Origin of the sequence: [Clostridium] aerotolerans DSM 5434, assembly GCF_000687555.1 — a bacterium.
Taxonomy (GTDB): domain Bacteria; phylum Bacillota; class Clostridia; order Lachnospirales; family Lachnospiraceae; genus Lacrimispora; species Lacrimispora aerotolerans.
Genome location: NZ_JHWJ01000005.1, coordinates 132048 through 151467, shown reverse-complemented (window position 1 = coordinate 151467; position 19420 = coordinate 132048). Strand labels below are relative to the sequence as shown.

General features: G+C 37.6%; 18 protein-coding genes. 5 read left to right on the top strand and 13 right to left on the bottom strand.

Annotation, left to right across the window (positions count from 1 at the left end; translation table 11 throughout):
• Positions 1 to 157 precede the first annotated feature (157 nt).
• From T546_RS0109050 to T546_RS0109030, 5 genes are all read left to right on the top strand, one after another.
• Positions 158 to 1699: an L-lactate permease gene (locus T546_RS0109050; protein WP_026891332.1), complete on the top strand. Its 1542-nt coding sequence runs from the start codon at positions 158 to 160 to the stop codon at positions 1697 to 1699.
• Positions 1700 to 1814: 115 nt separating this feature from the next.
• Positions 1815 to 2603, top strand: coding sequence for an electron transfer flavoprotein subunit beta/FixA family protein (locus T546_RS0109045; RefSeq protein ID WP_026891331.1), 789 nt, complete (start codon positions 1815 to 1817; stop codon positions 2601 to 2603).
• Positions 2604 to 2614: 11 nt separating this feature from the next.
• Complete coding sequence (locus tag T546_RS0109040) at positions 2615 to 3811, top strand: electron transfer flavoprotein subunit alpha (RefSeq protein WP_026891330.1); 1197 nt, start codon at positions 2615 to 2617, stop codon at positions 3809 to 3811.
• 107 nt (positions 3812 to 3918) lie between these two features.
• On the top strand, positions 3919 to 5322 hold the full coding sequence (locus T546_RS0109035; protein ID WP_026891329.1) for an FAD-binding oxidoreductase: 1404 nt from the start codon (positions 3919 to 3921) through the stop codon (positions 5320 to 5322).
• A 373-nt stretch (positions 5323 to 5695) separates the two neighbouring features.
• The gene (locus tag T546_RS0109030; RefSeq protein ID WP_026891328.1) at positions 5696 to 6520 is read left to right on the top strand and encodes a linear amide C-N hydrolase; all 825 of its coding nucleotides are present in this window, start codon (positions 5696 to 5698) and stop codon (positions 6518 to 6520) included.
• Positions 6521 to 6668: 148 nt separating this feature from the next.
• On the opposite strand, the gene T546_RS0109025 is transcribed toward T546_RS0109030, so the two are convergent.
• The 13 genes from T546_RS0109025 to T546_RS0108970 form a co-directional block, all read right to left on the bottom strand.
• Positions 6669 to 7724, bottom strand: coding sequence for a tyrosine-type recombinase/integrase (locus T546_RS0109025; protein WP_026891327.1), 1056 nt, complete (start codon positions 7722 to 7724; stop codon positions 6669 to 6671).
• Positions 7725 to 8293: 569 nt separating this feature from the next.
• Positions 8294 to 10036 (bottom strand): arsenical pump-driving ATPase, encoded by a 1743-nt coding sequence (arsA, locus tag T546_RS0109020; RefSeq protein ID WP_026891326.1) that lies wholly within the window; start codon positions 10034 to 10036, stop codon positions 8294 to 8296.
• A 113-nt stretch (positions 10037 to 10149) separates the two neighbouring features.
• On the bottom strand, positions 10150 to 10521 hold the full coding sequence (arsD, locus tag T546_RS0109015; protein WP_026891325.1) for an arsenite efflux transporter metallochaperone ArsD: 372 nt from the start codon (positions 10519 to 10521) through the stop codon (positions 10150 to 10152).
• Between the two features lie 75 nt (positions 10522 to 10596).
• Positions 10597 to 11019, bottom strand: a complete 423-nt coding sequence (locus tag T546_RS0109010) for an arsenate reductase ArsC (RefSeq protein WP_026891324.1) — start codon at positions 11017 to 11019, stop codon at positions 10597 to 10599.
• 72 nt (positions 11020 to 11091) lie between these two features.
• Positions 11092 to 11439, bottom strand: coding sequence for an ArsR/SmtB family transcription factor (locus T546_RS23190; protein ID WP_051629695.1), 348 nt, complete (start codon positions 11437 to 11439; stop codon positions 11092 to 11094).
• Between the two features lie 95 nt (positions 11440 to 11534).
• Positions 11535 to 11858, bottom strand: a complete 324-nt coding sequence (locus T546_RS0109000; protein ID WP_026891323.1) for an ArsR/SmtB family transcription factor — start codon at positions 11856 to 11858, stop codon at positions 11535 to 11537.
• 260 nt (positions 11859 to 12118) lie between these two features.
• Entirely contained in the window at positions 12119 to 12535 is a 417-nt protein-coding gene (locus T546_RS25910) for a hypothetical protein (protein ID WP_242842211.1), read from the bottom strand.
• Positions 12529 to 13362 carry a hypothetical protein gene (locus T546_RS23185; RefSeq protein ID WP_242842210.1) on the bottom strand — a complete coding sequence of 278 codons (834 nt, stop codon included), beginning with the start codon at positions 13360 to 13362 and terminating at the stop codon, positions 12529 to 12531. Before T546_RS23185 ends, T546_RS25910 begins: the two co-directional genes overlap by 7 nt.
• Positions 13363 to 13458: 96 nt before the next feature.
• The gene (locus T546_RS0108990) at positions 13459 to 13950 is read right to left on the bottom strand and encodes a hypothetical protein (RefSeq protein WP_026891322.1); all 492 of its coding nucleotides are present in this window, start codon (positions 13948 to 13950) and stop codon (positions 13459 to 13461) included.
• 205 nt (positions 13951 to 14155) lie between these two features.
• Positions 14156 to 14782, bottom strand: a complete 627-nt coding sequence (locus T546_RS25905) for a YHYH domain-containing protein (RefSeq protein ID WP_051629693.1) — start codon at positions 14780 to 14782, stop codon at positions 14156 to 14158.
• 150 nt (positions 14783 to 14932) lie between these two features.
• Positions 14933 to 16471 (bottom strand): LCP family protein, encoded by a 1539-nt coding sequence (locus T546_RS23175; RefSeq protein WP_034598715.1) that lies wholly within the window; start codon positions 16469 to 16471, stop codon positions 14933 to 14935.
• Between the two features lie 97 nt (positions 16472 to 16568).
• Positions 16569 to 18122, bottom strand: coding sequence for a C40 family peptidase (locus tag T546_RS0108975; RefSeq protein ID WP_026891321.1), 1554 nt, complete (start codon positions 18120 to 18122; stop codon positions 16569 to 16571).
• A gap of 102 nt (positions 18123 to 18224) precedes the next feature.
• Positions 18225 to 19082 carry a Cof-type HAD-IIB family hydrolase gene (locus tag T546_RS0108970; RefSeq protein ID WP_026891320.1) on the bottom strand — a complete coding sequence of 286 codons (858 nt, stop codon included), beginning with the start codon at positions 19080 to 19082 and terminating at the stop codon, positions 18225 to 18227.
• Between the last annotated feature and the right edge of the window lie 338 nt (positions 19083 to 19420).

Here is a 19420-nt window from a genome sequence, read left to right as displayed (position 1 = left end):
ATGGGGTGGTAGCAAATAGGTGTAGTAAGACAAATCTGTTTTGCAACATCTATTTTTTTACGATAATTGGTACTACCAATTGAAAATTTCATTTCAGGAGCAATGAGAATCGGCAGAATTCCATGAGGCTCCTCAAAGACCACAGAATGGAGAAGCTATGGAGAAAATTTTCGAATTTGTTTTGGCACTGTTACCTATTATCTGGCTGATCATTGCTCTGACAGCTATTAAAATCCCAGGATTTAAAGCATGTATCATTGCTTTGGCAATTGCATACGTACTTTCCGTGTTCGTATGGAAGATGCCTTTTATTGACAGCCTGGGTGCAGTTGCGGAAGGGGCCGCACTTGCTTTATGGCCAATTATCATTGTTATAATTGCCGCAATATTTACTTACAACGTCTGTGTTGCCACCGGAAAGATGGAAATAATCAAAAAAATGCTGGCAAATGTGACGCAAGACAAAAGAGTGTTAGTACTTATTATAGCATGGGGCTTTGGTGGCTTTATGGAAGGTATGGCGGGCTTTGGAACAGCGGTTGCCATTCCGGCCAGTATGTTATTGGGCCTCGGCTTTCCGCCAGCATTTGCAGCAATCGTCTGCCTGATTGCGAATGCAACACCCACCGCCTTTGGTTCTATTGGTATTCCCACCACCACGCTGGCTAAAGTAACAGGCATTCATGTGATTGATCTTTCCACCAATACCGTAATTATGTTAGCTTTACTGATTATCTTAACACCGTTTGTATTAGTATTTCTTACAGGAAAGTCAAAAAAATCTTTAAAAGGAATCACTTTAATCACATTCATTTCAGGAATTTCCTTTTTGATTCCTGAATATTTGGTGGCAAGATATTTAGGGGCGGAGCTTCCCGTCGTAATTGGATCGGTTTGTTCCATGGCTGCCACGGTTTTGGCCGCTAGTGTCATTGGAAAAGGCGAGGTGGAAGAAAAGTACCGTCTGGAGGGCAGAGAAGAAGTTAAAATAACAGTGAAGCAAGCCTTGGTTGCCTGGAGTCCCTTCATCCTGATTTTTGTATTTCTTCTAGCAACATCTAAATTGGCAGGTCCCTTAAATAGAATGCTGGAATCCATAAAAACTTCAGTGAGTATTTATCAGGGAAATGGTGGGGGCACATTTACCTTTTCCTGGCTTGCAACTCCTGGTTTGTGGATTCTTTTATCTGCCTTTATCGGAGGTAACATTCAGGGATTGAATATGAAAGAAATGATTGTAATCCTTAAGAAAACGATTCTTCAGATGATGAAGACGGTCATCACCATTATTGCCATTATGGCAACAGCAAAATTAATGGGATACAGCGGAATGATTGCCTCCATCTCACTGGTATTTGTAACTTATACGGGTTCCTTCTATCCCTTTTTCGCACCCTTCCTTGGTGCCATCGGAACCTTTGTAACCGGAAGCGGAACATCTGCCAGTGTATTATTTGGGGGATTACAGGCAGAAACGTCTGCAGCATTGGGACTTAACCAGGCCTGGATTACAGCGTCTAATACAGCCGGTGCGGTGATTGCCAAAATGATTTCACCTCAAAGTATCGCGATTGCAGTCGCGGCCGTAAATCTTGAGGGCAAGGAAAATATGTTATTAAAGGGAACCATCAAATGTTTCATCATTTTTATAATTATAGTCGGGGTTATTACATATGCAGGTTCGAGGATGTTGTCATAATATCCTGGGAATAAAATTTGCGATAATAAAAAACGATAAAGTATTTTTGCTGTAGGTTTTGATTTGAATTATCATTGCCACAGTAATCCTTAAAAGGGAAGGAAAGGAGTTCTAAATGAATATTTTAGTATGCATTAAGCAGGTACCAGACAGCAATAAGGTGGAAGTAGATCCGGTTACCGGCGTGTTGAAGCGAAATGGAGTAGAATCCAAAATGAATCCTTATGATTTATATGCATTAGAAACCGCACTGCGAATCCGGGAAAAAACCGCTGGCAGTATTACGGTAATTACCATGGGACCTGGGCAGGCAGTTGGAATCATCAAAGAAGCCTTTGCCATGGGAGCAGATAACGGAGTGCTGATATCTGACCGTAAGTTTGGCGGAGCCGATGTACTGGCAACCAGCTATACTCTTTCTCAGGGAATCAGACAAAGTGGAGAATTTGACCTGATCCTCTGTGGAAAACAGACCACAGATGGAGATACCGCTCAGGTAGGACCAGAAGTGGCGGAATGGCTGGGCATTCCCAGTCTGTCCAATGTTTCCCGGATCGTTGAACAAAAAGAAAGCTCATTAGTAGTGGAAATGGATATGACAGAAGACATAGAAGTAGCAGAAATACAATATCCCTGTCTGCTGGCGGTGGATAAAGACATATTCATTCCAAGGCTTCCTTCCTATATCAGAAAACAGGAGACAAAGGACAGGGAAATAAAAGTTATTACTCTTGCCGATATGGAAGATAAGGAAGAGAAAAACTATGGCTTAAATGGTTCCCCCACACAAGTGCAGAAAATATTCCCTCCTCAGGTAAATAACCACAGAGAAGTGTGGAATGGAGATGGTAAAGAGCTGGCTGAACAGTTATTGCATAAATTAAAGGAACTAAAATTTGCCTAAGGAGGATAGATATGGCTAAGTTAATCGTAAACCAGGAAAAGGTAGGAAATAAACAGGAGCTGATCAGTATCTGCCCCTTTGGTGCTATTGAAGAGAAAGACAATATGATTCAGATCAACGCCGCCTGTAAAATGTGTAAGCTCTGCGTAAAAAAAGGCCCGGCAGGTGCTGTTGAATATGTAGAGGAAGCTGTTGAAGCCATTGACAAGGATCAATGGAAGGGAATTGCCGTTTATGTAGATCATATTGATGGAGTGATTCATCCCGTAACCTATGAGCTAATCGGAAAAGCAAAGGAACTGGCAGCAAAAATCAATCACCCGGTATATGCCATAATGATGGGACATCATATACAAAAACAATGTGAAGAACTTTTACATTATGAAGTGGATAAGGTATTTGTTTATGATAAGGAAGAATTGGACCGCTTCAAGATGGAGCCATATACCAGAGCTTTTGAAGATTTTGTTGAACATATTAAGCCTACGGCTATCTTAATAGGAGCAACTCCGGTAGGCAGACAGTTGGCACCAAGACTGGCAGCCAGATTAAAAACGGGATTAACTGCTGACTGTACGATTCTGGACATAAATGAGAACACGGATCTTGTTCAAATAAGACCTGCTTTTGGCGGAAACATTATGGCACAGATATTAACGCCTAATCACAGACCTCAGATGGCTACTGTACGCTATAAAGTTATGGATGCACCTGAAAGAAAAGAAGAGGAACTCGGTGAAATTATTAACTGTGTGATTGATTCAAAGGAACTGGGCAGTAAGGTAACGGTATTAGATATCATTGCAAAGGAAAAAGAACAGTTTATAGAAGCCGCCGATGTACTGGTAGTCGCCGGCAGAGGTGTTAAAAAAGAAGAGGACCTTGACATGCTAAGAGAGCTTGCGGATATACTGGGTGGTCAGCTTGCCTGCACACGTCCGGTCATGGAAGCAGGGTGGCTGGAAGCCAAATGTCAGGTAGGCTTAAGTGGCCGTACCGTAAGACCGAAGCTGATCATTACCTGCGGGGTATCCGGTTCCGTCCAGTTTACGGCAGGTATGAATAATGCGGATCAGATCATTGCCATTAACAAAGATGAGAATGCACCAATTTTTAAAACAGCTCATTATTGCCTGGTTGGAGATCTGTACGAAATTCTGCCGGAAATCATCAGCCAGATCAAGGCTGGTAAGTTTATTAGCGCTTAAGTGTTGTTAAACTCAGAATAGTATTAGCGTGAAACGTGAAATGCGATATACAAAATTGTACCTGTGGCTTAAGATTTTAAAGCTATGAGAAAGGCAGGGTTATTATAATGAATTATAAAAAGTTGGAATTGGAAGATATTAATTACATACAAAGTATCATCAAGGATAATGAGAGAATTCTCATGGGCGAAGATATTAACGAAGAATACAGCCATGATGAACTAAGCGACACGATCAGCTATCCGGATTTGGTGGTAAAGGTTAAATCCACGGAAGAAGTCTCTCTTATTTTGAAATATGCCTATGAGAACACAATACCTGTTACCCCCAGAGGTTCTGGCACAGGTCTGGTAGGAGCTTCTGTTGCAATCGAACATGGTATCATGCTGGATACCAGCCTAATGAACCACTTTCTGGAACTCGATGAAGATAATCTTACCATCACAGTGGAACCGGGAGTTCTGCTTATGGAGCTGGCCGCCTATGTGGAGGAGAGAGGTTTATTTTACCCTCCTGATCCAGGTGAAAAATCTGCCACCATCGGAGGAAATATCAGTACCAATGCCGGTGGTATGAGAGCCGTTAAATACGGTGTAACCAGAGATTATGTAAGAGGGCTTGAAGTTGTACTGCCCAATGGCAAGATTGTGGATTTTGGCGGTAAGGTAGTAAAGAATAGTACCGGATACGCCATGAAGGATCTGATGGTAGGTTCAGAAGGAACTCTTGGTATTATTACCAAGGCAACCTTAAAGATTCTTCCTTTGCCAAAGAAAGCAATCAGTTTACTGATTCCATTTCCAACTCTGGAACAGGCAATTGGTACCGTGCCTCTGATTATCAAATCCAGAGCGATTCCCACTGCAATTGAATTCATGCAGAGAGAAGTTATAATGGATGCAGAAGAATACCTGGGCAAAAAATTTCCTGATAACAGTGCAGATGCCTATCTGCTGCTTAAATTTGATGGTAACTCAACGGAAGAAATTGAAAAAGACTATGAAAGCGTAGCCAAAATCTGTATAGAGCAGGGAGCCATTGATATTTTAGTGTCTGACACCACGGAAAGAGAAGATTCTATATGGAAAGCCAGAGGTGCTTTTCTGGAAGCCATCAAAGGTTCGACTTCTTTTATGGATGAAGTCGATGTCGTAGTCCCCAGAAGTTCCGTGAATGAAATGGTGGAATATATCCATGGATTATACAAAGAAGTCAATATCCGTATTAAAAGCTTCGGCCACGCTGGAGACGGCAACCTCCATGCTTATATCTTAAAAGATGAACTAAGTGAAGAAGAATGGGAAGAAAAAATGAAAGCAGCCATGGATAAGATTTATGGAAAAGCCAGAGAACTAAGTGGTCAGGTATCAGGAGAACACGGCATTGGTTACGCGAAAAAGTCCTATCTTATGAAAGCGCTGGATCCGGCTACGGTTGAAATTATGAGCGGAATTAAACAGGCTTTTGATCCAAAGAATATCTTAAATCCGCATAAAGTATGTCAGTTGTAGGTCATAGAAGATATTTGCTTGTATTGATTTATCTTTGAAAGGATGGAAGAGGAGTGGTCTAATACAGACCACTCCTCTTAAAATACTTAGCTTACTTGTATTTATATACATCTCTATTTAAACGACTAGTAGGAGAGGTAACTATATTGTGGCACATATAAATTCGGTCAATATAGCTTTAACCAAAATAAGCTTAAGTAGCGCATTATTTATTCTGAAAAATGTTGTAGGTTGAACCATGGAGATGTCTGATGATATCATGTGGATGGAAGTTTAAGAAAGTGGTGATTCCAATGGTAAGATAGCTAATTGATTCTCTAAATACTCTAAGTATACTATATGACAAAATTATATATTAAAAGGAGGTTCCAAAATGTGCACAAGTTTTGCTGTATACAGTCAAGAAAAAGCTATTTATGGTATGAATTTCGATGCTGATGATATTGATTTAAAACTAAAAGTAAGTAGTTATAATGATATGAACTTATTTTACTTTTCAGGCTTATTAGATGACAAATACAGGGATATTGCTGGTTTTAATAGTGAAGGTCTTTTTATCTGTACTCAAGCAGTAGAATATAGTCAGGGTTTTAAATCAAGTTGTGACGTTAATGATTGGTTTGCCTTTGATATTTTTGATGAAGCGCTAAAGAAAACAAGAAAAACATCTGAATTTTTTAAAATTCTTAAAAAGAGAGTAATCTCGTATCCTAGAAATCCATTATTCCCGGATTTAGGGCTACATACTATTATCGCTGATAAAACTGGTGATGCATTTATTTTAGAAGAAGGAAATGATACAAACATAGTAAGTCTTAGCCATAATGATTTTATTATTATGACTAATTTTCCAAATGGGGATTTTAAAGAAGCAAATTATAATAAAGTATATGGCATAGGTGCTGATAGATATATTTGTGCTCATGAATATATTCATAATAATATTCATAGCTTTGGAATAAATGAAGCCTTTGAAATTTTAAGTAAAACTAGTCAGGAGAATACTCGGTGTTCAATCGTATATGAACCATTAAAAAATGAAATTTATATTAGTTTCAAAAAAGATTTTAGCAAAAAATGGAAAATATCTATTATCGAAAAAACAATCCAATCAATGGATGGATTTTTAAGCAATAATAAAATTCAATTTACACATGAAGAAATATTTGTGAAGGATCTTATTAACTTATATAAGTGAAAACCATCTAAATAAAGAAGATTAATTGGTAAGACAGATTTTTTTGCTATTATGCAATAGAAGAGGAGCGGTCTGTGTTAGACCACTCCCTTTTGTGATATTATCATTTAAAACTTTATTTACTTATTATTTACCGGAATTAAGTACATTACGACTCTCTTAATTTCACTTTATTTCTTGCGCTTCTTCGTCGCTCATCCTCCAATGCAGCATAATGCTTTTTAGTTGTATTTACGTCTGAATGGCCAAGTACATCCGCCACAAGATAAATATCACCCGTTTCTTTATAAAGACTGGTTCCATATGTGCTTCGAAGTTTATGGGGCGTGATTTTCTTTAGAGGAGTCACCGATTTAGCATATTTTTTTACCAGATTCTCCACACTTCGAACAGCAATGCGCTTTTTTTGTAGGGATAGAAAGAGCGCCTTATCATGGCCTTCCTCAGCAATTGTCTTATTACGTTCTATTAGATATTCATACAGAGCATCCTCTACCTCAGTTCCGAAATAGACCATGACTTCTTTTCCGCCTTTTCTAACAATTCGTATGCCCCCATTTTTAAAATCAATATCGTCTATATCAAGACCAACACATTCCGACACTCGGATTCCGGTACCTAGAAGCAGCGTCAACAAAGCAAGATCTCTGATTTTTGTTTTGGCATGATAGGATTTTTGCTTTTCTGTCAAGGCTTCTCCATTTTCTACCTCATCAAGCAGGAGAGCAACCTCATCAACATCTAGCCGAATAATATCTTTTTCGTGTAGTTTAGGGAGTTGTACTAAAGCAGCCGGATTGTTTTGAATACGTTCATTTCGGTAATAATAATTATAGAAGCTTTTTAAAGATGAGATTTTCCTCATTATTCCTCGTTCTTTATTGGTTATTTCCTGGTTTTTGTCGTTAAAACGATATTTAAGATATTCCATATATTCTTCAATATCTACCACTTTAAGATTATCCAGGTGATCCAAAGTGATATTTTGAATGTCAGACTTGAAAAGTGACGGATTTTCTTTTTTTAGGAAATCAAAAAATACCTTAAGATCGTAGGCGTATGCGATTCTTGTCCGGGAGGACGTACGCGGCTCTATACCACGAAAAAAATCTCCACAGAAGCGGGGAAGCCCTTTGATTAGCTCACGAAGATGCTTCACATTTTCAATGTCTTTTTGCTGATGATAGGACAGTGGGGCGCTCACATTTTTACCTCATTTCATTTATGTATTTAAATTTAAGTTTGTTAGCAAGATTAATCCATGAAATTAGAAGATTTATTCTTGTAAATAAGTAGTTAATTTATATTATATCATATAATTTAAATAATGTATAAGACAAGTATTTATATAGTGTATTATGAGATGTATAATAAGAAAACGTATATGAGTTTAATTAAGTGAGGTATTTTAAAGAGTGCATTTAATAGTTGAGTAGTAAAAGTGTTATCAATAGCGGACATTCAAAGAACAAACAAAGAATAATAAAATTGCATTGGAATTAATAAAATGTATTAATTACCTATAACTATGCGTTAAACTAGACTTTCGCGAATAGTTAAATGTATAGCTTTATCTAATAATAATTGAATCATATTTACTATTGTTCCTAACAATCGCTTTGTGCCAATACCCCTATTGCTTCTAACGATTGTCATACCCTTTTGCTATATCATATTTTTACTACATATCTCCAGGCCTCTATGCTCATTCTTTGAATACTGAGGCCTGGACTGAATTAATTATATGCAAACATTGAAATAATATATTGAAAATTATGCGAACAGATTTTTTAGTTCATCTCCTTTAATATCATAAGGACTCCAGCCTATTACAGCAAATTTACCGTTTGTATGGTTATCCACTCTATTAATCCATTCAACCTCATTGTTTGCTTTGGCAGCTAACAATTGATTCGTTGTCTTTGTCTGATACATGGAGGAATTGATTATCCACCATTTAGTTGCAATATCAGCACGTTTCAAATCTTCTTCCAATCTCAAAGCTTCGTAAACTGGAGTTGCCTCAGCGAGTGTAACAATAATTACTTCGGTCTCATTATCGTTACGCAATTTAGGAAGAAGCTTTTTAACTGATTCTGGAATGTCACCTTGAGATCGCTGTATCTCCCGATGATAATTTTGTGTAGAATCCAGAAGTAATAAGGTATGTCCTGTTGGTGCAGTGTCAATTACAACAATCTCCTTTTCTGCCCTTTCAACTATTTGAGCAAAAGCGCGAAAAACTGCAATTTCTTGAGTACAAGGTGAACGCAGATCTTCTTCAATATAGGCAATGTCCTCATCAGACAATGTTTCTCTTGCCTTGTCAAGAACTTCCTCCTGGTATTTTTTTAGTTCTACATGCTCATCAATATGACTCATTGTTATTCCCTGGCTTTCATCTATTACCAGTTTAAGATGAGCTGCTGGGTCAGTTGTTGCAAGATGTACTTTTACTCCTTTTTCGGCTAATCCCATAGCAATTGCCGCAGCGATTGTAGTTTTTCCGACACCCCCTTTTCCCATTGTAAAAATAACTTTTTTCTGGCTATGATATAATTCATTCACAATATCTGCTAGCCGTAATATACTCTCCGCTCTCACAATTTCATTAGATGGTAAATAATTATCCGAATTCAGAAATGCCCTAATATTATCTATTCCAGTTATATTATAAGCTCTAAGTGGAATTTGATAAAATTTTAACTGTTTAAATGATTCCGATATCTCCTCTAACGCATTTTTTTGTTTATAATACAAACTTTCAGAAATATTATCATCAAAAGAATTCATTATACCATTGATTATTAAAATCTGATTGTTTACGCCAATATCTGCAAGTTCTTTCGATGCACGTTCTGCTTCCTTTAGCGGAGCTGATTCTGGTCGTGTAACAAGTAATAATGTTGTTAATTCATTATTAGAAAGAGTCTCTACTGCTTTTTTATAGATATCCTTTTTACTTTCCAATCCGGAAAGCTGACCAAGACAGGAAGCTCCATGTGTGCTTTCGCTAATAAAGTTACTCCATGCCGAAGGCAATTGTAACATTCTTAGTGTGTGTCCGGTAGGGGCTGTATCAAATATTACATAATCATACTCTTCCTGGATTGTTTCATTTGTAATAAAATTAGAAAATTCATTGAATGCTGCAATTTCAACCGTACAAGAGCCCGAAAGCTGCTCCTTCATATTATTTATTACAGCCTCTGGTAACTTTCTACGATATGGAGCAATGACACTCTCTCGGTATTCAGCCGCAGCCTGGATTGGATCTAAATTTGCCACAAAAAGATTGGGTACATCATTGATGGCAACACCTTTGTTAGTAAGTTCGGTATTAAATACATCCTGCAAATTTGAAGCAGGATCAGTACTGATTAAAAGCACCTTTTTTCCGCTATCTGCAAGATTAACAGCGGTAGCGCAGGCAGTAGATGTCTTTCCGACACCACCTTTTCCTGTAAAGAATAGATATTTGGTAAGCGCTATTAATTGCGGGGTGAAATTTTCCATTTAAAAACCTCCGGTTATAGCCAACAATGAAAGACATATCTATTGGTAATTCCTTTTAATCCGTTAAATAAGATATGCCCCTCAAGACAGTTGATTTCTTTACAGAAACTTAATTAGCAACAATTTCCCCCGGAACATCCGCAGCTACCTGAAGATTTTGAACTTCCTTCCAATATATTTGCAGGAATGCCGAGTATACTTGAAAACTCATCATTAGTCGGATATCTGCCAGCTATCACAATTTCTCCGTTCGCTACGATAATAGGTAATTCATCCACGCCCTTTGCATTGATAAATTCATTTACAGCTTTATTTTTAATAAACTCTTGAGGTGAATTTGAAAGATTAAACCTTTCAACTACAAATCCCCTTTTTTTAAGCGTATTTAGGATGGTGGATATCCTAAGAAGTTCTGGATCCACCCCCACTCCACATAATCCTGTTGAGCAGCACATTGCAGGTTCAAAAATTTGCATTTTAATCATGATATTTCCTCCAACTCAATTGTTATATTTATATAATAAAGTATTTTCCCTTACTGTAATATTACTTTGCTGAGCCTATAAGCCATTTGCCAGGCGCTCTTTTAAATCCAATATGTTGTGTTCAATTTGATTTATGATCTCAAAGAAATTTTCATCGTTTTTCCCGGATGGATCTTCTAAGCCCCAATCTTCTCTTAATTTACAAGGTAGAACTGGGCACTTTACGTTGCATCCCATTGTAATGACCACATCGGGACTTGGGATGTCTTCTAGCAGCTTGATTTTCTGTGTTTCCTCCATATTAATGTTGTACTTTTGCTTTATTAAACGTACTGCATCCTGATTAATACGGTCCTTTAATTCGGTTCCTGCGGAATAGCTTTCAAATACATCACTTGCGAAACGCTTTCCTAATGCTTCTGCCATCTGACTTCGGCAGGAATTATGTACGCATACAAAGGCCACCTTTGGTTTATTAACTGCTGAATTTGAACTCATGAGCTTCCTCCTTCATATATCAAATTTTAAGCGATACTGATAAATATTATAATCTTCCTTAACAAAACAGCTTTAGTGTGAATTGCTTTGGCAAGAACAAAGATTTCTCACTTTTACAGCTAAGCTATTCCTATAATCCTCTTGATAGCTTGGAATCTCTTTTAAATTTATTTGTAAATAGATCCATAGCTCCTTATTTTTTTCTATAAAATGACTACTTAGCTGGTAATAGGTCCACTGTGCTTTTTTGTAACTGGTTAAAATACCGCTACTCTTTAGTGCCGATAAATGTCTGGAGGCGTTCGACTGTGTCATATTAAGAATGGCTTCTATTTCACAGACGCACATTTCCCGTTCCATGAGCAAGGCAAGTATTCTTAGTCTGCTTTCTTCAGACAACGCTTTAAATAGTTCTACCATTTTTATCCCCTCCTTGCTTATATCTATATGCGCATATAGGAATATACTATGCAGAGTTAATCATTATGCTATACTTTTTTGATACACCATATTTTCTATTCGCACGTATTAATCTCTTTTGTATTCTTGCATATACAAATATCTGAAGGTGTAGTAATGCCTTCCCAAAACTCCTTTACTGCTTCTGTGAGTATTGAATTATTTCGGTAACGCATCCAGGAGCCTTCTTTTCTCGATATGACAAGACCAGACTCGGTCAATATTTTCATGTGATAAGATAGGGTAGGCTGTGTAATTTGAAACGATTCTAAAATGTCACAGGCACATAGTTCTCCACATGACAACATTTCTATAATTTTTAACCGAGTTTCGTCTCCCAGCGCTTTGAAAACAGCAACATATTCTTTATGATTTTCCATTTCTTATTTCCTGCCTATGTGAATTCGTATATAGTATTTTTGTTTATGTAGTTATAATTCGTAAATATATAGATATATATCAATATAATAAACATATAGATGTTTGTCAATGTGTTTTTGCGTTAAAGCCCTACAATTCGCTTTAAAACGAGATGTACAACGTAGATTAGTGAAAATAGATAAAAAGCTCTTACTTTTCGGCTATAAATTTAAATCTAGGCATGACAATCAGATAATCTCTATTTCATAAAACAAAAATGTTAATACGAATCATTAGTTCTTGAAAGGATCCTCATAATCTCCTTAGTTCTCTCATAAATATTCAATGTTCTTTTTTTAATTAAAAGCTCTTTGCAATTATTGTTTATATATGAAGCATAATCAATCTTATCATAAATCATATTTATTTTACTAAACTCGACTAAATCATAGCTAAAGTTATTATCTTTTCCATTCTTTAGGAATTCTAAATGTTCCAAAAGTATTTTAAAATATCTGTAGCAAAGTGGTGTTATTAAATCTATTTCATCTAGTTGAAACGCTGGATAATCAGTTTTGAAAATTTTTCCCTCCCAGTAATACTCTAATGCACAAGTTGAGATATTTTTAAAATATTTTAGTAATTCTTGTTTAATAAATCTTAGCGTAGTTGCAGTACCTGTGCTATCATCTAACAATAAATATTTGTACTCTCTGGATATTTAGTACTTACTAAACGCACCTGGTCAAGCAAGGATAATTCACAATAATGAGTATTATCATATTTTGAATACCTAATATATTCATACCCTACCAAACCGGTAGAAATATTCATGGTATTGGTATATTTTTGCATAGATATAAAAAAGGGTGGTATTAGTGCTGCTCCCTGCAAAGGCGAAATAATAATATCGTGTTCTCCAATATAATCACATAATGCAAAATATGTAACAAACATAATAAGAATATTGTCCATCTCAGAAAATTCGCGAACAGAGTAAATATTAAGTTTTTTCATATCCGACATGATACTATCAATCAAACTAAAAGATATCGGTGGAAATAGATTCAATTCTTCATCAAAAATAATTCGAGTTATATAGTCAGTCAAATCAATCAGATATTCTTTAAGTACCTTATAATAATTATCACATAAAGACGTATAAGAAAATATAACACCAACTAATTTTGCTATACATGACAACATATATTCCGTAAGTGAAAATATAATATATCTTTTATTATCATACGATATTTCTAAATCCAAAATTATTGGTGCATCTATGGCTATATTTTTTAATAAGTCTGTTATCTCAATTATATCTGCTGAATAATACGTGTAATTTCTATTACAGTAAAACGGTTTTTTTAGACTAAAATACTTCTCTAAAATCGAAAAATATTGGTTGTATTCTTCTTCAAACTTATCTGCCTCAATATACACCTCCCCTGCTAAACCGAACTTATATTCAGATAATATAGTTTTATTTAAGAATGGTTTGATTGTTTCATATAAGTCATTCAAACTAACACCTCATTCCTATAATTGTATTAAAAATAGGACTCTCCCACTACTTACAAATTTATATAAGCAGAAAAGTCCTATATGGCACTAATATTACTAATTCGTATTACCTGTCGTTGTATCTTTGTCTTGGAACACAACCCAAAGTGGAAATTCTTTGATTACATTGAAGTTATTATCCCGATATGAAAATCCAAAATAAATAGGTTGATTTGATATGCTGTTAAAGTCTTCAGTAAAATAAGGAATGTAGCTAACACGGCCATCCTGAATATCTACCATGTAATCCCCTACCACTGTATCAGCAGTACTAACTGTCGAAGTAATCAAGGTTGCATTTGTATCTGTTGTTACGATATCAAAAAAATGATATCTGTTTTCACTATTTATTGTCGGCTTCTCAATAACAATTGCTGGTGTGGTTTGACCATTAATTGTTATATCTTTTCCCCCAATAAACCCCGGAACAATTATCTGATAATTAGTATCTCCCCAGTTAACAGTCTGCTCTTGAGCTGCACTTGCGGGTAAAATCATAATACAAGCTAGTAAAACTGTTGTTAAAATGACTTTAAATAATTTTTTCATATAAATACCCCTCCTTTTTAGAATATAGTATCATAACAAATCCATAAATTCAATAATTTTCCAATTCCATATTACTGTTTTTTAGGCTAAAATCGACAAAATGAGGACGTTATTTTTGAATTTGTTTGGTATATTGTCAATAGAGATGTATTCAAAATAGAAACGGCTTCATGCGCTCCCACATAACCATATTAAGAATCATATATTAATTATGTTTTCGGTTCTCCTTGTGCCCAATAATTCTATAATGCTCATAATATTCTTTTAAATTATCTCCATATGCAGCTTCTAAATCTTTGTTACTATCTCTATATACTTTTACATCAAAATTACTTGACCCTTTTCTGCCTTCAGCCATACCATAATTAACGAAGTGCTCCAGTAGGTCCTGGCCGCCATTTCCTACAGCCTCTTGTAGGTCTGGGTTATTATTATAATAGTAGACTGTTTCAAAAATGAGACTATAATCCTCTATTTTCAGAGCGGGTTCTGTCTTTTTCTCAGAGGACGATGTACTTGACCCAGAGGTCTGTTTTGATGGCTTTGTTGTAGATGCTCCATTGCCATTGTCATAGGGACATACACCGTTGGGGTGTAAATGGGCCTCATAACCGTGATGATAATGGTAGCTTCCTAAACCACTTTTGTTCTTATTATCATGATGCCCACCTTGAGAATCTGTTCTTCCTGAATGTGCCTCTGCAACTATAATACCTCCAGAATAACTTGTCTCCATGGATCCAATGATGAATATTGCTGCAACAAATAAAGTTCCTCTTTTCAGCTTCTTTGAAATAAATTCAAACTTCTTGTTTAATACTCTTTTCCCCATATACAATTCCCTCCATATATATCCATTTATTACCATCATAACATATGAGTTTTAACATTACAAACATTGGATAAAATAATCGAAAAAGAAAACCCACTGTCTTTCGATCAGTGCGTTTTCTTTCAAGTTTTACGATTAGTTTTTAACTCATTAAATTCCTGGCCCAAACTCTCCTTGCTGATCCGGTTCATTCTGCTGCTCCGGGGTATCTATTGGTTCTGTCTCTTCTTTTGTTTCCTTTTTATCTTTATTTTTCTTCTTATCATTTTTCTTTGAATTGGAATCGTCGATCTTTGCTCCCGGGCCAATTAAGCTGCCATCCTGGTTGGTAGGGGCTTCTGTGCTCTCCACTTTTGTTTCTACCGAAGTCGTTTCTTTTACATTTTCTTCGGTGGTTTCCGGTGTAGTCTCAGCTGTGGTCTCAACGGCTGGTTCCGTCTGTTGAGGCGCTGTTTCTTTTGTGGAGGAAGATTTTTTCTTCTTGCCACCGGACCCGTTGCTTGAAGGAGCATTCTGACCTGGTTCCGTCAGGCCGCTTTCCTTGGCGATCTTGCCGCTGATATTCTTCACTGTTAAGGAAGGGCTATAATCGGTCACTCCATAAAGAACCTGCTGAAGCTGTATTACGTTGCTTTCCAGAGTGGTTGCAATGACACAGTCCATTTTGCCGATCTTCATAGCAGTTCTTGAAAATGGGAAACCAGTGGTCTCTCCAATGTGATATTTATTAATTCCTTTGGCGATAGATAGAACGTCATTTACTCCAATGCTGGTGGATACCTGTGGGAACACGGCAGCTACTAAGGAACTACGGGTTGCCAAATCAGCATTCTTTGCTTTCTCCATTGCCAGGTTAACAACCTTACGCTGGCGTTCGGTCCTGTTATAGTCGGTATCCATAAGACGAAGTCTGGCATAAGCCACTGCTTGTACCCCATCCAGGTGATTCATACCGGCACGCTTTAATTGATGGGAACCAACACCTGTAGAGTTTACTGTTTCAGTGATGAATCCATTTATGTAAGCAAACTCAGAATCTGTTATTTCAAGGTCAATGCCGCCTAAAATATTGATGGCATCGGCAACGGATTTCCAGTTAAATGTGGCATAATCATCAATGCTTAGATCCAGGTTTTCGTTTAAGGCTTCCATTGCCTGTTTATGGCCGCCTTTAAAATATGCCTCGTTAATCTTATGATACGTTCCCTTGCTGTTGATCTTTAGATAAGTATCCCGGTAAACGGATACCAGTTTAATCTCTCCCGTAGCTTTATTGATGTTACAAAGCATAATAACATCGGATAAAGCTCCTTTATCCAGCTTACCGTCCCTGGAATCCACTCCGAAAACGGCAATGGTCCAAAATCCTTTTTGGTGGGTTCTTTGCTTAAACATAAAGAATCCAGCCAATAAAATAAGAATCAGGACAGCAATTTCTATCAATATAATACGTCTTTTATGCTTACGCTTTTTCTTCTTTTGATTGTTGCGCTTCGGACTGCTTGAGGCACCGGTATATCGGGCTCTGGGATTTCTTCCATCTCCGTCGCTGTAATATACTCTATCCCCTTTTGCAGCTTGCTGAGGGTGTTTTTTTGGTGCCGGACGTCCAGTTTCACCTCGGCTGCCGATACCATTTTTATGACGTTTGCGGGCTCGCATTCGGTCTAATTCATCTTCATAATCCATGATTGAAATATCAATCCTTTCCCAATTTGTCTTAGGCAGACTCCATTTCATTTTAACAGAAAAGCATAAGTAAGTCCTTGCTTTTCTCTTAATTTTATCAGTCGATCAGTTTTCTGATATAAGGCCAGTTTGCGCTCATTTTTGTTACGGTCACATTATCTACCAAAGCGCTTGATTCGTGTACGACAGTCATATCTCCGTCATCTTCCCAGCAAAGGAACATAACGACATGCCCCTCATCTCCTGTTTTCAGGATGATGTCTCCAGGCTGTAAATCCTCTCTTTTTATGGGTGTCCCAAGGGAAGCCAGCCCTGATGTACTCTCAGAGGATAGGCGTTTTTGAATGGCAGACCAATAAATCCAGCTGATCCATCCGGAGCAGTCCAGTCCTTTCAGCGTTCTGCCCTTTTCATCAGGATCTGCCAGTGCACCAAAATTGTTTCTCTCATAGCCGGCGCAGGCAGGTTTACCACCCCAGTAATAAGGCACTCTCCCAACGGAAGATAACGCATAATAAATCAGTTTTGTCCTGCTTTGAGAAAGTGTATCCGGAAGCCGTTCCATATAGCTTTGTATCTCTTCGTAGGACAGAGGATTTGAAATAAATGATGGTGTAAGTGTAAGCCCATAAGCCTCTGCCCAATCCTGCTCAAAAAGACTTGCTGCATATTTTTTCGTTTCCTCCGTCCAGCCTGGCCACTGTATGGAATCATTTTTCTCAGAACCCAGAGTATCCAGAGAAAATAATCCCTTTTTAGAATCAGAAAGTCCGGTAATTACCGCCTTGACATGGAGATCCACGTGTCCGGGACATGGGTTTGGTTTAGTAGCTTCGGATTCTTCTATGGTTTCCGCTTCTGTGGCTGCGGCTTCTTTTTCTTTTAAGGCAAGACCTGGTCCAATCTCCTTCGATGCTTCTGTTTCCTCTTCTGCTTCGGAAATAGCAGGTTGGGCTTCTGAGGGGGTTGCAGGAACAGTTTCTGGAAGGGTGACTGGATTGCCTTCCAGAGAGCCATCACAGTAATAGATATCACTGATGGAGTATTGAACGGTATGAGAGCTTTCCCACAGCTGGCTTGCATAGCTTAAAAAAGCGTCGTAATCATTTGGAGCCGCATAGTAAAAATATGTATTGGCCAGAGACATAATTTCCTGGATATTGGACTGGGGAGAAATCTGTTTTCCAGCTTCATTATAAAAAGAAATATTCACTTTTTGAAAGGATAATCCTCTTAAGGGAGCATCCGGAATATTTAACTTTTTAGCCACCTTTTCAGGACTTTCGTCTCCGATCTGATAAATAGAGGCCAGCCAGGCTGAGTCTTTCTTAGACAAAGCTTCCGCTGCTTCTGCACCCAGACTTTTTTCCTGGGAGTCACCCTCTCCATAAAGAAAGGCCAGATTAAATGCAGTAAGAGAAGGAACATAGGGGGCCGGTGTTTCCGGCTGCTCCTCTTCTGTATCTAAATGAGCCTTTTCATCTTTTGTATTGTCTTTTGGCAATGCACTTGCCATAAGTTCTGTTTTATCAATGATTGGTTTGTCGTATGCGGAAATATAAGATTGGGAGTATTTGCAGAGAAGACCTCCCAAAAGAGCCATAATCATGGCTGCTGACATCTGTATTTTAACGGTTTTACCTATTTTCATCTGCTATCATTCCTGTTATTTTCTTCTAAGATAGAACTATAGCATAAGAAGACCGTAAAATACAGAGAAAAAGATTTAAGAGTTTATTAAGATATAATTGAATTAACTTACTGCAGCTTCTTTCGATAAAATAAGGGCGTCAATGGCAAGAGCCACACCATCTTCCTCATTGGTTCTTGTTATAAGCCTTGCACTGCGCTTTACGGCATCAGAAGCATTTCCCATTGCAACGGTGTAACCGATGGGAAGCCTTAACATGGACAAGTCATTTTCACTGTCTCCAAGAGCAAGGATCTCCCGTGGGTGAATTTTTGATTTTACGGCATATTCCATGAGTGCAGAGCCTTTTTGAGCCATTTCATGGGTCAGTTCCAAATTGGTGGATGCGGAGGAGGCAATTGAAATACCGTCTTCTTTCTTTAGCTGCCTGCGAATCTGATCCAGGACTTGGGGATTTTCATGGATCACCGAAATTTTGAAGATATCTGTCTCTCCATTTAAGAGAATATCTTCTGTAATAAACTTAAAACGGCTTTCTATGGTCTCATAGGTCAGCTCATCGGCTACCATGGAAAGAAATACCCTGTTTTCAAAGCTCTTTTTCAGCTCCTCACGGCTGGTTGTGGTACAGCTTCCTGATTCGGTCATGAAATCAAAAAGCGGGGAATAAGGGCGGCAGATATCAAGAATCATTGCAACCTGGCTGTTTAACAAGGGCTGGTTTCTAAGTCTCTCTCCCTTTTTATTAAATGCGGCGGCGCCATTCATGCAGATAATATCGCATTGAATTCCTGCCTCTTTCAGCGGAGCATACGCATCCTCATAATGCCTGCCAGTACAGACTACAAAGCCAATATTTTTATCTTCCAGTGCCTTGATCGCATTGACATTCCATTGTGATACTTTGCCAAAACGGTTTAAAAGTGTTCCATCCATATCAGATGCTACTAATCGTATCATAAGTTTGTTCCTTTCTTCATTTTTATAGTGTCAGGATAAGTGGATCTTATGGGGAAAAATGTCCCTTTATACATATCCTATGATTCATTATAAGGAGTTATTGTAAAATAAAAAAGATACTTTTCGTAAAATAGATGTAAATCATGGTATTGACTCACAAACGATGAAAGGATATAATAAACTAAATTTATAAGGAGGATAAATTTCTAATAGCAAAGCTAAGCGCCATGCACCTGATGGTACGAACGTGAACGTTTTTTCTGAAAAACGGTGCCAAAGGTTAACGAGGTGAAGGGTTATCGAATATTCGGCGGATGCCCTTCCATGCCCTCCGGGCG

Coding starts and splice junctions, on each gene's coding strand:
- T546_RS0109000 (WP_026891323.1), bottom strand. CDS start 11,858: ATGGAAAATCATAAAGAATATGTTGCTGTTTTCAAAGCGCTGGGAGAC.
- T546_RS0109045 (WP_026891331.1), top strand. CDS start 1,815: ATGAATATTTTAGTATGCATTAAGCAGGTACCAGACAGCAATAAGGTG.
- T546_RS0109030 (WP_026891328.1), top strand. CDS start 5,696: ATGTGCACAAGTTTTGCTGTATACAGTCAAGAAAAAGCTATTTATGGT.
- T546_RS0108970 (WP_026891320.1), bottom strand. CDS start 19,082: ATGATACGATTAGTAGCATCTGATATGGATGGAACACTTTTAAACCGT.
- T546_RS23175 (WP_034598715.1), bottom strand. CDS start 16,471: ATGGATTATGAAGATGAATTAGACCGAATGCGAGCCCGCAAACGTCAT.
- arsA (WP_026891326.1), bottom strand. CDS start 10,036: ATGGAAAATTTCACCCCGCAATTAATAGCGCTTACCAAATATCTATTC.
- arsD (WP_026891325.1), bottom strand. CDS start 10,521: ATGATTAAAATGCAAATTTTTGAACCTGCAATGTGCTGCTCAACAGGA.
- T546_RS0109010 (WP_026891324.1), bottom strand. CDS start 11,019: ATGAGTTCAAATTCAGCAGTTAATAAACCAAAGGTGGCCTTTGTATGC.
- T546_RS25905 (WP_051629693.1), bottom strand. CDS start 14,782: ATGGGGAAAAGAGTATTAAACAAGAAGTTTGAATTTATTTCAAAGAAG.
- T546_RS0109035 (WP_026891329.1), top strand. CDS start 3,919: ATGAATTATAAAAAGTTGGAATTGGAAGATATTAATTACATACAAAGT.
- T546_RS0108990 (WP_026891322.1), bottom strand. CDS start 13,950: ATGAAAAAATTATTTAAAGTCATTTTAACAACAGTTTTACTAGCTTGT.
- T546_RS0108975 (WP_026891321.1), bottom strand. CDS start 18,122: ATGAAAATAGGTAAAACCGTTAAAATACAGATGTCAGCAGCCATGATT.
- T546_RS23190 (WP_051629695.1), bottom strand. CDS start 11,439: ATGGTAGAACTATTTAAAGCGTTGTCTGAAGAAAGCAGACTAAGAATA.
- T546_RS0109040 (WP_026891330.1), top strand. CDS start 2,615: ATGGCTAAGTTAATCGTAAACCAGGAAAAGGTAGGAAATAAACAGGAG.
- T546_RS0109050 (WP_026891332.1), top strand. CDS start 158: ATGGAGAAAATTTTCGAATTTGTTTTGGCACTGTTACCTATTATCTGG.